Here is a 13,327-nt window from a genome sequence, read left to right on the forward strand (position 1 = left end):
CCGCCGCAGAGGACCTGACATGTCGAATACCCCGATCGACGAGGCCTTGTTCAAGGCCGCCGAAGCCATTCGGGCCAAGGCATACGCACCCTATTCGCGGTTCCACGTCGGCGCCGCCATCCTCGCCGATGACGGCAAGATTTACTCGGGCTGCAATATCGAAAACGCCGCCTATCCGGTCGGCAATTGCGCCGAAGCCTCGGCCATCGCCGCCATGATCGCCGGTGGCGGCAAGCGCATCACCCGCATCTATGTCACCGGCCCCGGCTCTGCCCCGGTTACCCCCTGCGGTGGCTGCCGCCAGCGTATCCGCGAATTCGCCGATCTCGACGTAGTCGTAATTTCGCACGGCGTCGAAGGCACACCGCTGGTCATGACGCTTGATCAACTGCTGCCGCACAGCTTCGGCCCGGAGTATCTGCCCAAATGACCAAGGCCTCAAAAACCATCATCAAGATCGCCGGCAAGGAACCCATCACAGCCGCCATCGTGCTCGGCTCGGGCCTCTCGGCCGTGGGTGACCTGCTCTCCGACAAGGTCACCATTCCCTATTCCGAGCTTAAGGGCTTTCCCGGCGGCGGCGTCTCCGGCCATGGCCGCGACCTGCTGATCGGCACCATGGGCGGCAAGCGCGTCGCCGTGCTGACCGGCCGCCAGCACTATTACGAACACGGCAATGCTGCCGCCATGCGCCCGGCACTCGAAGCCATGTCCGAGATCGGCGCCGAGACGCTGCTGCTGACCAATTCCGCCGGTTCGGTCGACGAGCGTTTCCACCCCGGCGACCTGGTGATGCTGGCTGACCACATCAACTACGCTGGCATGAACCCCTTGATCGGCGAACCCACCGACCGCCGCTTTGTGAACATGGTCAACTGCTATGCCCCCGACCTGCGTGCCAAGGCGCAGGGCCTGGCCGAGCGCATGGACATCCGCCTCGGTGAAGGCATCTACCTGTGGTATTCCGGCCCGAGCTTTGAAACGGTCGCCGAAATCCAGATGGCCATTCGCCTCGGCGCCAATGCCGTCGGCATGTCGACGGCACCAGAAGTCATTCTCGGGCGTTTCCTCGGGATGAAAATCTGGGCCTGCTCGTCCATCACCAATATGGGCGCGGGCCTGTCGAGTGAAAACATCAGCCATGAGCACACCAAGATCATGGCCGTGCAAGGCGCGGAAAAGCTTAAAAAGCTGGTACCTGCGCTAGTGGAGGAACTATGAGCCTACGCGTTGTAGATAACTCGCACACAGAAACACCCCATAAGCGCAATCCCGGCTTTCCGCTCGACCTCGATTGGGTCGAACGCGTTCGCATGAACCGCTCGGCGCTGGAGCGCCGCGCCGGCAGCATCGGCGCGCGCCGCACGGTTAAGAAGGAATATCAGCTCGCTTGGCTGCTCAAGGCCATCACGCTGATCGACCTGACCACGCTCAATGCCGACGACACCGATGGCCGCGTCGAGCGCCTCTGTGCCAAGGCCCGTCACCCGCTGCGCAGCGACATCCTCGAAAAGCTCGACATCGGCGATCTTTCTATCCTCCCCGGCGCGGTCTGCGTTTATCATCGCTTCGTCAAGACGGCAGTGAACGCCCTCGAAGGCACCGGCATTCCCGTTGCAGCCGTGTCGACCGCCTTCCCGCATGGCCTCGCCCCACTCGAGACCAAGCTCAAGGAAATCGAAATGTCCGTGGCCGACGGGGCCAGGGAAATCGACATCGTCATCGAACGCGGCATGGTTTTGCGCGGTGACTGGCAGGCGCTTTACGATCAGGTGCGCGCCTTCCGCAAGGCTTGCGGCGACGCCCACATGAAGACCATCCTGGGCACCGGCGAACTCGCCACCCAGACCAATATTGCCAAGGCCAGCCTCGTTTGCATGATGGCCGGCGCCGATTTCATCAAGACCTCGACCGGCAAGGAAAAGGTCAACGCCGACCTCGTCACCTCGCTGACCATGATCCGCATGATCCGCTGGTTCCACGAGGAAACCGCGATACAAATAGGTTACAAACCTGCTGGCGGCATTGCTACTGCGGGCGACGCCCTCAAGTACATGGCATTGCTCAAGGAAGAGCTCGGAACGCACTGGCTTCAACCGCACTTGTTCCGCTTCGGTGCTAGCAGTCTGCTAACAGATATCGAGCGTCAGCTAGAGCACGGCCTCACCGGCCACTACGCCGCCGATTACCGCCAGCCAATGGTTTGACATGAACAAGATCGCACAAATCTTCCAGACCCTCGACTATGGCCCGGCCCCCGAAGGCCCCGAACAGGCCATTGCCTGGCTCGATAGCCACGACCGAAAATTCGGCCATTTCATCCATGGCGAATGGACCAAACCGGGCAAAACGTTCTCGTCCGACAACCCCGCCAATGGCCAAAGCCTGGCACAAATCAGCGACGGCACACCCTCCGATGTCGACGCCGCAGTCAAAGCTGCCCGCGCTGCGTTCCCGCTGTGGAGCGCGCTAAGTGGTTACGAGCGCGGCAAATATCTCTACGCCATCGCCCGCGCCGTGCAGAAACACGCCCGCCTGTTCGCCGTGCTCGAAACCCTCGACAACGGCAAGCCGATCCGCGAAAGCCGCGACATCGACATCCCCTTGGTCGCCCGCCACTTCTACCACCACGCCGGCTGGGCCCAGCACCTCAGCCGCGAATTTCCCGACGCCGTGCCCTATGGCGTCTGCGGCCAGATCATCCCGTGGAATTTCCCGCTGCTGATGCTGGCCTGGAAGATCGCCCCAGCCCTCGCCGCCGGCAACACCGTGGTCCTCAAGCCCGCCGAATTCACCTCGCTCACCGCGCTGTTGTTCGCCGAAATCTGCGACCGCATCGGCCTGCCTAAGGGTGTGGTCAATATCGTCACCGGCGAAGGCGACACCGGCCAAGCCATTGTCAATCATCAAGATATCGACAAAATCGCCTTTACCGGCAGCACCGAAGTCGGCAAGCTCATCCGCGCCGCCACCGCCGGAACCGGCAAGGGCCTCAGCCTCGAACTTGGCGGCAAATCCCCCTACATCGTATTCGAAGACGCCGATATCGACAGCGCCATCGAGGGTCTCGTCGATGCCATCTGGTTCAACCAGGGCCAGGTCTGCTGCGCCGGTTCGCGCCTCCTCGTGCAGGAGAGCATCGAAGAGCGCTTCATCAAAAAGCTCAAGCTGCGCATGAACACGCTGCGCCTCGGCGACCCGATGGACAAGAGCATCGACATCGGCGCCATGGTCGCGCCGGTCCAGGTGGCGCGGATCAACGACCTGATGCAGCGCGGCGTCGCCGAAGGCGCCTTGATCTATGAGCCCGACGGCATGGCCTTGCCCGGTACGGGTTGCTTTCTTAGGCCCGCGCTGGTCACTAATGTCTCGCCCGCCAATACGCTGGTGGCCGAGGAAATCTTCGGGCCCGTGTTGGTCGCCATGAGCTTCCGCACCCCGGAGGAAGCCGTCGCGCTGGCCAACAACACCAAATACGGCCTCGCCGCGACGATCTGGAGCGAGAACATCAATCTCGCGCTCGATATCGCCCCCAAGATCAAGGCCGGCGTGGTCTGGATCAACGGCACCAATAATTTCGACGCAGCCGTCGGCTTCGGTGGCTACAAGGAATCCGGTTTCGGCCGCGAAGGTGGCCGCGAAGGCATGGGCGCCTACCTTAAGCCTGCCTGGGAAAAGGCACTGAAAGCGGCGCCGGTTGGCAAACCTGTTCCGGCCAGGGCAGCGAATCCCCTCGACGCCAGCCATGTCGACCAGACCGCCAAGATGTATATTGGCGGCAAGCAGACCCGCCCCGACAGCGCCTACACCCGTCCGGTGCTGGACCCATCCGGCAAACTGATCGGCGAAGTCGGCGAAGGAAACCGCAAGGACATCCGCAACGCCGTCGAAGCCGCCCGCGCTTCCTTGGGCTGGTCCACGACTGCCGCCCACACCCGCGCTCAAATCCTCTATTTCCTCGCCGAAAATCTTGATTACCGCCGCGATGAGTTCGCCGCCCGCATCAAGGCGCAGACCGGCGAGGATGGCGCCGAGGAAGTCGCACTCTCGGTCGAACGCCTGTTCGCCTTCGCCGGCTGGGCCGACAAATACGACGGCGCCGTCCACAATCCGCCTTTGCGCGCTGTGGCCGCAGCCATGATCGAGCCGCTTGGCGTCATGGGTATCGTCGCCCCCACCAGCCTGCCGTTGCTCGGCTCCATCGCATTGATCGCTCCAGCGCTGGCGATGGGCAATACGGTGGTGCTGGTGCCTTCTAGCCAGTCGCCACTATCGCTCACCGACCTCTACCAGGTCATCGAGACCTCGGACGTTCCCTCGGGCGTCATCAACATCGTCACCGGCGACAGCGTCACCCTGGCCAAGACCCTGACTGAACACGACGGCGTCGATGGCCTGTGGTTTGCAGGGAGTGCCGAAGCCTCGACCATGGTCGAAAAAGCGTCGATCTCCAACCTCAAGCAAACCTGGACCACCCGCGGCCTTTCATACGATCTCACCGACCGCCGCTTCGAAGGGGACTACTTCCTCGGCAAGTCGACGCAAGTGAAAAACGTCTGGATCCCATACGGGGCGTAGCAACCATTCCCCACCTGACCTCCCCCAAAAAGGGGGAGGAATCTGGCCGGTGGGTAAGCCGCGAGAGTGCCAAAAACGCGATGAAGTCCCTCCCCCTGTCAGGGGGAGGCCAGGTGGGGTACCCCCTAACAAAAGAGCCAGTCCCATGGTCTTCCTCCCCCAAGAAGTCATCATAGCCAAGCGCAATGGCGACGCTCTCCCTCCCGAGGATATCGCGGCTTTCGTCGCCGGCTTCGCGGGCGGCACCGTCTCCCATGCCCAGGCCGCAGCCTTCGCCATGGCGGTCTATTTCCAGGACATGACCATGCCCGAGCGCGTGGCGTTGACCCTTGCCATGCGCGACAGCGGCACGGTGCTCGATTGGTCCGATCTCGATGGCCCGGTGGCCGACAAGCATTCCACCGGCGGCGTCGGCGACAATGTCAGTCTGATGCTGGCGCCGATCCTCGCCGCCATCGGCATCTATGTGCCGATGATTTCGGGCCGCGGCCTCGGCCATACCGGCGGCACGCTCGACAAGTTCGATGCCATTCCCGGCTATACCACCAGCCCCGGCAATGCTCTGTTCCGCAAGGTCGTGCGCGAAGCCGGCTGCGCCATCATCGGCCAGACCGCCGATCTCGCCCCCGCCGACAAGACGCTTTACGCCATCCGCGACGTCACCGGCACCGTTGAATCCATCTCCCTGATAACAGCCTCGATCCTGAGCAAGAAACTCGCCGCAGGGCTCGGCGCGCTGATCCTCGACGTCAAGACCGGATCGGGCGCCTTCATGCCGACGCTGGAAAAGTCGCGCGCTCTGGCGCAAAGCCTCGTCGAAGTCGCCAATGGCGCCGGCCTCAAGACCGCGGCGTTGATCACCGATATGAACGAGCCACTGGCCTCTGCCGCCGGCAATGGGCTCGAAGTCCGCAACGCCGTCGATTTCCTCACCGGCAAGCACCAGGATGCCCGCCTTAAGGAAGTCACCCTGTCGCTTTGTGCCGAAGTCGTCGCCATGACCGGCATTGCAGCCAGCGTCGCCGAAGCCCGGAGGTTGGTCGAGAATGCGCTCGACAGCGGCCGCGCCACCGAACGCTTTGCCATCATGGTCACCGCCCTCGGTGGCCCATCTGACTTCGTCGAGGCATTGGACACCCACCTGACGCCCGCACCGATCATTCGCGATGTCTTTGCCACGGGGCAGGGCACCATCAGCGAGATCGACACCCGCGGCGTCGGCATGGCGGTTGTGGCGCTTGGCGGTGGCCGCACCATGCCCAACGACAGCATCGATCACACCGTCGGCTTTGACCGCCTGCTTGGCCTGGGCGCCAGCGTGGACACCAGGACCCCCATCGCCCGCATCCACGCCCGCGATCTCGCATCTGCCGCCGATGCAGAAGCCCGCCTCAAATTTGCCTATCGGCTGGGCGACAGCGCACCGTCATTCCCGTTGATAGCCGACCACGTCGCCCCCACAACCTGAGGATCACAGCATGCCCCGCGCCATTCTCTGCATTCTCGACAGCGTCGGCATTGGTGGCGCCCCCGATGCCAATCTCTATGGCGATGTTGGCTCCAACACTTTCGGCCACATCGCCGAATGGGCGGCAGCTGGCAAGGCGGACCGCGCTGGCCTGCGCGCTGGCCCGCTCGACGTGCCCAACCTCGACGCCCTCGGCATCGGCGCCGCCATCCAGCTCTCGACCGGCACGCTGCCTCCCGGCCTTTCGGCAACAGCAAAAGGGGGTCGCTTCGGCGTCGGCCGCGAAGTCTCGCGGGGCAAGGACACGCCTTCCGGTCATTGGGAAATCGCCGGGGTGCCGGTGCCGTTCGACTGGGGCTATTTTCCCCAGACCGAGCCGACCTTTCCGGCGGACCTGATCGCCGAATTCGTCAAACGCGCCAAGCTACCCGGCATTCTCGGCGACAAGCACGCCTCGGGTACCGATATCATCGCCGCGCTCGGCGAGGAGTCGGTCCGCACCGGCAAGCCGATTTGCTACACCTCCATCGACAGCGTGTTCCAGATCGCCGCGCATGAGAGCCATTTCGGCCTCGAACGCCTCTACGAGATTTGCGAGATCGCCTTCGAGCTCACCGCGCCACGGATGATCGGCCGCGTCATCGCCCGGCCCTTCATCGGCGACGATGCCACCAGCTTCAAGCGCACCGGCAACCGCCGCGATTTCGCGATCTCTCCGCCAGAACCCACGCTGCTTGATCGTAACCAAGCAGCCGGCAACCAAGTCTATGCCATCGGCAAGATTTCCGACATTTACGCCGGCCACGGCGTGACCCACAAACTCAAGGGCACCGGCCTGCCGCAACTGATGGACAACACGCTCGACGCCATGGAAATGGCGGCCGACGCTGCTTTCATCATGACCAATTTTGTAGACTTCGACAGCGAATACGGCCATCGCCGCGATGTGCCGGGTTACGCGGCGGCGCTGGAATATTTCGATTCCCGCCTGCCCGAACTGATCTCAAAGCTGCGCCACGATGACCTGCTGGTCCTCACTGCCGATCATGGCAATGATCCGACCTGGCCCGGCACCGATCACACGCGCGAGCAGGTGCCGATCCTGATCTTTTCCCCAAGCCTCGGCGCGGGAGAGATTGGCATTCGCCCCACCTTGGCTGATATAGGTGAAAGCATAGCCTACTGGCTCGGCCTTGCGCCCGGTCGCCACGGCAAGAGCTTCCTTTGACCCAGAGCGTTTTCAGCAAAAGTGGCCGCCGGTTTTGCGGTTCGGAAACGCGACAAAATTGAACAGGTGATCTCATGAGCAACGTTACCGTCATCGATCACCCGCTGATCCAGCATAAGCTCACCATCATGCGCAACAAGGAGACCTCCATTGCGGGGTTCCGCCGCCTGCTGCGTGAGATCGCGCATCTGATGTGCTATGAAGTAACGCGCGATCTCGAGCTGGAGATGATCCCCATCGAGACCCCGATGGCGCTGATGGATAGTCCCTCGATCAAGGGCAAGAAGCTGGTGTTCGCCTCGATCCTGCGCGCCGGTAACGGCCTGCTCGATGGTATGCTTGACCTGGTGCCGGCAGCCCGTGTCGCCCATATCGGCATCTACCGCGACCACGAGACGCTGGAGCCAGTTGAATATTACTTCAAGGCGCCGTCCAATCTCGAAGACCGCCTGATTATCGTCGTCGATCCCATGCTGGCCACCGGCAATTCGGCGACTGCGGCGATTGAAAAGCTCAAGGAGCGCGGCGCCAACAACATCCGTTTCCTGTGCCTGCTGGCAGCGCCCGAAGGCATCAAGAACTTCACCGCCGCCCACCCCGACGTGCCGGTGTTTACGGCCTCGATCGACAGCCATCTCAACGAGAAGGGCTATATTATCCCCGGTCTCGGCGACGCCGGCGACCGCATGTACGGGACTAAATAAACCTCACGCGCTGGTCGCGCTCCGGCGGGGCGCGCCACGCGCGAGGTTCTCGCTGCGCTCGTTCTTCCCAGACTGTGAGATTGCAAGATGGCTAAACTCGTTCATTCGATGATCCGCGTGACTGACGAAGCCCGTTCGGTGGATTTCTACCGCCGCGCCTTTGCGCTCGAGGTCATTGATCGACTGCCGTTTGAAAGCTTCACGCTGGTCTATTTGGCGAATGATGAAAGCAGCTTCGAGCTCGAGTTGACCGTCAATCACGGCACGGAAGGCTATGATCTCGGTAATGGCTACGGCCATCTCGCCGTGGTGGTCGATGATGTAGATGCCGAACACGCCCGCTTAACCGCCGAAGGCCTGACGGTTGGCAAGCTGGTGGATTTCAAGAATGACGGCGTGCCGGTTGCGCGCTTCTTTTTCGCCACCGACCCCGACGGCTACAAGATCGAAGTCATCCAGAAGGGTGGCCGGTTCAAGTAAGGATACCGCCACCTAACCTCGCCCTGAAAAGGGGGAATCTGGCAGGGGTATTTGACACCATGGTTCCGAAAACTCGATCCGTCCCTCCCCCTATCAGGGGGAGGCCAGTTTGGGGTAGCCGCTAAACTACAGAGCCTTCAGCTAAGCTAAAGCGCCTTCAGCGGCAGGCCCAGCTCGATCAGTTCCTTGCGCAGCGAAGCTGGGTCCTTGAAGTGGATACCCTTCATGCCAAACTTGCGGGCCGAGGCGATATTGGGCTCGCTGTCGTCGATGAAAACGCAGTTCTCCGCCGCAATGCCGTAACGTTCGCAGAACACGCGATACAGCCGCGGGTCGGGCTTCACCAGGCCTTCGAGGCCCGAGACGATGACGCCGTCGAACTTCTCGAGGAATGGCCATTCACCGAGGCAACTGACCCACTTCTCCCAAGAGAAGTTCGTGATCGCAAAGGTCGGGATTTCCTGCTCGATCAGCTCGTTATGGATGTCGATAGTGCCCTGGATGAAGCCGCCGAACGTTTCCTTCCAGCGCAGGTCGAACGCCTGGATTTCGCGCCAGTATTTCGGAAAGCGTGTGATGAGCCTGGCGACGCCTTCCGAATAGATCTCGCCTGCATCGAATTCGAGATTCCAGTCCAGCGTGCAGATATTCTGGTGAAACCACAGCGCATCATCTTCGCTCTCGAACAGCTTGCGAAACAGATACATCGGGTTCCAGTCGACGAACACGCCGCCAAGGTCGAACACGGGGACAAGCGTATCGTCGTTCATGGTTCTGCCGCCAGATAATCAAGGGATGCCGGCTTGTGCCATGCGCCCGTGACCCGCGCAAGACAGCTGGCGCTAGTTGACGGTGATGGTACCACCGAAGCGCGGTATGAAGAAATTCTCGCGAGCCAGTTGCAGCGGCTTGTCGATGACAATCCCGTACAGCGGCAGGTAGGAATAGGTTGCCTTGGCCACGATGACGCTCTGGCCTTTGGAGATGTTGACCATTGCGTCTGGCAGCTTGTAGCTGCTGTTCGGGAGATAATCAGTCCCGTTGGCATACACGCCGTTGACGTATTGCTTGGACCAAGCAACCGTACCTGTGCCGTCTGCTTTGACATCCACCTGCGTCACTATCTGGCGAATATCGCCGGCCGGAAAAGGGGTCATGATACCGCTGGCCGCCCGGAAATAATCGGTTAGTAGTGTCGCTGTAATCGTTTCATTGGATTGGGCAACCAAGTCACCCACGGTGCCAGCGACCGATTGCAAGCGGCGATCCATCGAAATCAGCGTGCTGGCTTCCATCGTGCCGACATACAGCAACAGCATGGGTGTAAGGATGAGGGCGAACTCGACTGCGGCCACGCCGTCGTCGACGCGAAGGAACTGCCGAAGCCGTACAATCAGTTTGCGCCATACATTAATCATCAGAAGGGCTCATTCTTGAAGACGCTTGCCGCGCCGAGCACGCGCTCACCGGTGGCCAAATTGGCCAGCGATAAGCCGCCAAAATTGAGAACGACCGGCCAGCGATAATAGACCTGTGCTACCATGATGTTAGATGTCTTGCCGGGGGTTACGATCTCGTTCCGGTTCCACTCGCATTCGGTCTGGGTTTTGCAGTTGAAATCTACTGGCGGCTTGATGGTGGCGGCATTGAAGGTGGTCAGAACCTGCACATCGACAAACAGTTTGGTGCAATCAAACAGACCATAAAGCCTGTCGCAAACATTGGCCCTAAAGGTCTGGATCGTGGCCGACTGCATTTGGCCGGTACGGACCAGCCTGCCGGTGTCCTGTACGGCGCTGTCGAGTATCTGCCCCGAGAGAAACACCAGCGAGGTCTCTAGGATGGCGCCGATGATCGAGAAAAACGGGAGGGCCAGGAGACCGAATTCGATGGCCGTTACGCCACTTTCGTCGCGTGCAAAGGCCCGCCACCTTTTAGGCAGCAAGGCTCTTTTGAATAGTGAGGCGAGATTGGTCGCCATGCGTCCACCCGGTTGTAATAGGGTGAAACTAGGCGCGCGTAGCTAACCAATGGTTAGGAAATTCTGGCTCAGGCGTCTTGCCTGCAACCAGGGTTAAGCAAATATGAACGTCAGTCCGCCATCTGCTTGACCAACTGCGACGAGGCAAGCACTTCGGCGGAAAATTTGCTGTCGTCGCCCATCATCAGGACCGACTGGCAGGTTGGCGCACAGGCCATGCTGGTGCGCGACTGTCCCTGGTAGACAGTGACCACCCCGGCCTGCATCTGAACCACTTCTACCATCGTATCAGCGATCGGATTGCCGGCACTATCCAGCACGATCAGGTTGGTCTGGCCAAAGCTCTTGCCCGTCAGGATCAGCGTTTGCGGATCCTGGATGGTGACATCGGCAATACCGGGGTTGCCGACGATGACCGTAGCGGCGGCCGCATTGATGCGCAGGATGCGCGCCATGTTAACGTTGACGTTGATCGGCGCGCCATCAGCCGCGATCGAAAGCGTTCCGGTAAGGCCGGATGCCAGCGACAGACTGATTGCGAAGGCGGCGGCGAGAATGGGACGCATGGCGGTTCCGGCGGTACTATACGCGATAAGGCATTTTCAGCTGGAATGGTTTATAATTGGCAAACGAGTTTGCGCCAAATTTTCCAGTTACCGAAGTTATGATCTAGGACTTGTTGAGGGTTTTTGACACGACAATTGTCTAGAGAAGTATTGATTGGCGTATGACACGGTAATTAGTTCGAATTTCAGCAAGTTAAACATTGAATAAAACCCGTAATATCGTGTTAACCAATTGATTATGATGGGAAATTAGCGCGCGATACTTGCAGTTTTGCTGCTTCCGATTAACGCAATATCAAGAGGTCATCGCTAGGTTCCACAGCTGTCCGATGTATTACGTGTCGGGCGATGAACGCCACTAGATGGCGTAATTATGGAGCCTGATAATGAACACTTTCGCACGTTTTGCGCAGGACGAGTCTGGCGCAACTGCAATTGAATACGGCCTGATCGCCGCTCTAATCTCTGTCGGTATCATCCTTGCCGCTACCGCTCTCGGTGGCAGCCTGGGTAACCTCTTCAACGGCATCTCGACCAAGCTGAGCGGCATTACCGTTCCCAAATAAGTCGCAGCGAACTGCGCGAATATATATGAGGGGGCGTTCGCGCCCCCTTTGCTTTTTTTTGCCGATTGTTAATCGTGTCTGAGCGATGCTGATGTGGCTCCGGTCCCTGGAGCCTTAGCGAGAGCCAGAATGTCCACCTTCGCAATGCTGCTGTTTCCCATCGCCATGGCATTGGCCGCCTCGTCGGATTTGCTGACCATGCGCATTTCCAACAAGCTGGTGCTCTTCCTCGTAGCCAGCTTCTTCGCGGTGGCCCTGGCGATCAATCTGCCGCTGCAGCAGTTCGGCATGCACATCGCCGCCGCGCTGGTCGTGCTGGCTGTCGGGTTCACGTGTTTTGCCCTGCGCTGGATCGGCGGCGGCGACGCCAAGCTGGCCGCTGCAACGACGCTTTGGCTGGGTTTTGGGCTGACACTTCCGTATCTGGTTTATGCTGCCCTGTTGGGTGGCGTGCTCACGCTGACCATTCTCACCCTGCGCCACATGCCATTGACCCCGTTCCTGGCGCGCTATCGCTGGCTCGAGCGCTTGCATGATCGCAAGCAGGGGGTGCCGTACGGCATCGCTTTGGCCATCGCCGGAATGCTCGTCTATACGAACTCGACCATTTTTGAGCGCTTGATTGCTTGAACTGCCAATCTGGAAATACAAATTTTGTTCTGTCCAATAATGACAGCGGACAGCGGCGGTTCTGTTGCTTTGATCCAAAAATCGTAAAATTTACATATTGTTAACTGCGTGGGCAAAGCTCCAGTTAACCAAACTTTGACCCTTTGCCGTCACAGTTCAACTCGGTGGAATTGGGCGCCTCGTGCCCGCGTACAACCGGGAGTGAGTCATGAAGCCGGCGCGTATCATGTTGCTGATTGTGGCGCTCGTCGCTGGGGGCCTTGCGGCCTTCTTGGTGACGCGTGGCGGCTCTGCGCCTGAACAGGTTGCCTCGACCGAAGTGGTCGAGCAAGCCAAGGCCCAGATTCTGGTGGCCCGAAACCCGATTGGCGTCGGAGAGCGCTTGAGCCCCGAGTCCGTGCAATGGCAGGATTGGCCCGAGGGCGCCTTGCGTCCTGAATACGTTACCATTTCGGCCATGCCCGATGCGCCGGTTAGCCTCACGGGGGCCGTCGTCCGCTTCGAATTCTTCCCCGGTGAACCCATTCGCGAGGCCAAGCTGGTCCGCGCCGACCAGGGCTATCTCTCTGCTGTGCTTGCCGAAGGAATGCGCGGCGTCTCCGTCGGGGTCACCGCTGTGTCCAGCGCTGGCGGTTTCGTCGTTCCCAACGACCATGTCGACGTGCTGCTTACACCCGAGGGTCAGCCTTCGAAAGTTATCTTGTCCAATGTGCGCGTGCTGGCCATAGGACAGCGCCTGGGCGAGCTGGGCACCACCGGCGGCCAGGAAGATCCCAATACGCCGGCAACCACACCAGTGACTTTTACCGATGCGACCATCGCCACACTGGAACTGACCCCTGCCCAGGCCGAAACCCTGGTCAATGCGTCTACCGTGGGCGATTTGAGCCTGACACTTCGCTCAGTTGTCGACTTCAAAAAATCCACCGCTGACGCCCTATCGTCGAACCAGACCGTCCGCTTGATCCGCTTCGGCAAGGAACAGTCGATCCAGTCCGGAAACGCCGCCACCGTTGCCGACCAGCAGGTTCCCGCCGCCACTACCCCCACCTATTCCGCGCCCGTCATGCCGTCGGTGGCTCCGCCGATCGACCCTGCCTCGGTGCCCTTGTAAGGCGGAGATGAT

At 60.4% G+C, this 13,327-nt stretch carries 15 protein-coding genes; 11 read left to right on the forward strand and 4 right to left on the reverse strand.

Annotation, left to right across the window (positions count from 1 at the left end; translation table 11 throughout):
• Positions 1 to 19 precede the first annotated feature (19 nt).
• From WH91_RS10530 to WH91_RS10565, 8 genes are all read left to right on the forward strand, one after another.
• The gene (locus WH91_RS10530) at positions 20 to 430 is read left to right on the forward strand and encodes a cytidine deaminase (RefSeq protein ID WP_046170972.1); all 411 of its coding nucleotides are present in this window, start codon (positions 20 to 22) and stop codon (positions 428 to 430) included.
• A complete protein-coding gene (locus WH91_RS10535) occupies positions 427 to 1,221 on the forward strand; it encodes a purine-nucleoside phosphorylase (protein ID WP_046170973.1) in 795 nt (264 codons plus the stop codon). Before WH91_RS10530 ends, WH91_RS10535 begins: the two co-directional genes overlap by 4 nt.
• Positions 1,218 to 2,207, forward strand: a complete 990-nt coding sequence (gene deoC / locus WH91_RS10540) for a deoxyribose-phosphate aldolase (RefSeq protein ID WP_046170974.1) — start codon at positions 1,218 to 1,220, stop codon at positions 2,205 to 2,207. The genes WH91_RS10535 and deoC overlap by 4 nt, the downstream gene beginning before the upstream one ends.
• Before the next feature lies 1 nt (position 2,208).
• Positions 2,209 to 4,578 (forward strand): aldehyde dehydrogenase family protein, encoded by a 2,370-nt coding sequence (locus WH91_RS10545; protein WP_046170975.1) that lies wholly within the window; start codon positions 2,209 to 2,211, stop codon positions 4,576 to 4,578.
• Between the two features lie 145 nt (positions 4,579 to 4,723).
• Positions 4,724 to 6,046, forward strand: a complete 1,323-nt coding sequence (gene deoA / locus WH91_RS10550) for a thymidine phosphorylase (protein WP_046170976.1) — start codon at positions 4,724 to 4,726, stop codon at positions 6,044 to 6,046.
• Between the two features lie 10 nt (positions 6,047 to 6,056).
• The gene (locus tag WH91_RS10555; protein WP_046170977.1) at positions 6,057 to 7,274 is read left to right on the forward strand and encodes a phosphopentomutase; all 1,218 of its coding nucleotides are present in this window, start codon (positions 6,057 to 6,059) and stop codon (positions 7,272 to 7,274) included.
• A 74-nt stretch (positions 7,275 to 7,348) separates the two neighbouring features.
• Positions 7,349 to 7,978, forward strand: coding sequence for a uracil phosphoribosyltransferase (upp, locus tag WH91_RS10560; protein WP_046170978.1), 630 nt, complete (start codon positions 7,349 to 7,351; stop codon positions 7,976 to 7,978).
• Positions 7,979 to 8,065: 87 nt separating this feature from the next.
• Entirely contained in the window at positions 8,066 to 8,458 is a 393-nt protein-coding gene (locus WH91_RS10565; protein ID WP_046170979.1) for a VOC family protein, read from the forward strand.
• A 146-nt stretch (positions 8,459 to 8,604) separates the two neighbouring features.
• Here WH91_RS10565 and WH91_RS10570 read toward each other — a convergent pair whose 3' ends face one another.
• The 4 genes from WH91_RS10570 to WH91_RS10585 form a co-directional block, all read right to left on the reverse strand.
• Positions 8,605 to 9,228 carry an HAD family hydrolase gene (locus WH91_RS10570; protein ID WP_046170980.1) on the reverse strand — a complete coding sequence of 208 codons (624 nt, stop codon included), beginning with the start codon at positions 9,226 to 9,228 and terminating at the stop codon, positions 8,605 to 8,607.
• A gap of 72 nt (positions 9,229 to 9,300) precedes the next feature.
• Positions 9,301 to 9,876 carry a TadE/TadG family type IV pilus assembly protein gene (locus tag WH91_RS22605; protein WP_052952739.1) on the reverse strand — a complete coding sequence of 192 codons (576 nt, stop codon included), beginning with the start codon at positions 9,874 to 9,876 and terminating at the stop codon, positions 9,301 to 9,303.
• Positions 9,876 to 10,439, reverse strand: a complete 564-nt coding sequence (locus tag WH91_RS10580; protein ID WP_046170981.1) for a TadE/TadG family type IV pilus assembly protein — start codon at positions 10,437 to 10,439, stop codon at positions 9,876 to 9,878. The genes WH91_RS22605 and WH91_RS10580 overlap by 1 nt, the downstream gene beginning before the upstream one ends.
• Positions 10,440 to 10,549: 110 nt before the next feature.
• The gene (locus WH91_RS10585; protein ID WP_046170982.1) at positions 10,550 to 11,005 is read right to left on the reverse strand and encodes a pilus assembly protein N-terminal domain-containing protein; all 456 of its coding nucleotides are present in this window, start codon (positions 11,003 to 11,005) and stop codon (positions 10,550 to 10,552) included.
• Between the two features lie 386 nt (positions 11,006 to 11,391).
• Between WH91_RS10585 and WH91_RS10590 the strand changes: the two genes are divergently transcribed.
• The 3 genes from WH91_RS10590 to cpaB all read left to right on the forward strand — a co-directional run bounded on the left by WH91_RS10590 (position 11,392) and on the right by cpaB (position 13,315).
• Positions 11,392 to 11,571, forward strand: a complete 180-nt coding sequence (locus WH91_RS10590; RefSeq protein ID WP_046170983.1) for a Flp family type IVb pilin — start codon at positions 11,392 to 11,394, stop codon at positions 11,569 to 11,571.
• Between the two features lie 129 nt (positions 11,572 to 11,700).
• On the forward strand, positions 11,701 to 12,201 hold the full coding sequence (locus WH91_RS10595; protein ID WP_046170984.1) for an A24 family peptidase: 501 nt from the start codon (positions 11,701 to 11,703) through the stop codon (positions 12,199 to 12,201).
• Between the two features lie 208 nt (positions 12,202 to 12,409).
• Positions 12,410 to 13,315, forward strand: coding sequence for a Flp pilus assembly protein CpaB (cpaB, locus tag WH91_RS10600; RefSeq protein ID WP_052952741.1), 906 nt, complete (start codon positions 12,410 to 12,412; stop codon positions 13,313 to 13,315).
• Positions 13,316 to 13,327 lie beyond the last annotated feature (12 nt).

The organism is Devosia psychrophila (assembly GCF_000971275.1).
Lineage (GTDB): Bacteria > Pseudomonadota > Alphaproteobacteria > Rhizobiales > Devosiaceae > Devosia > Devosia psychrophila.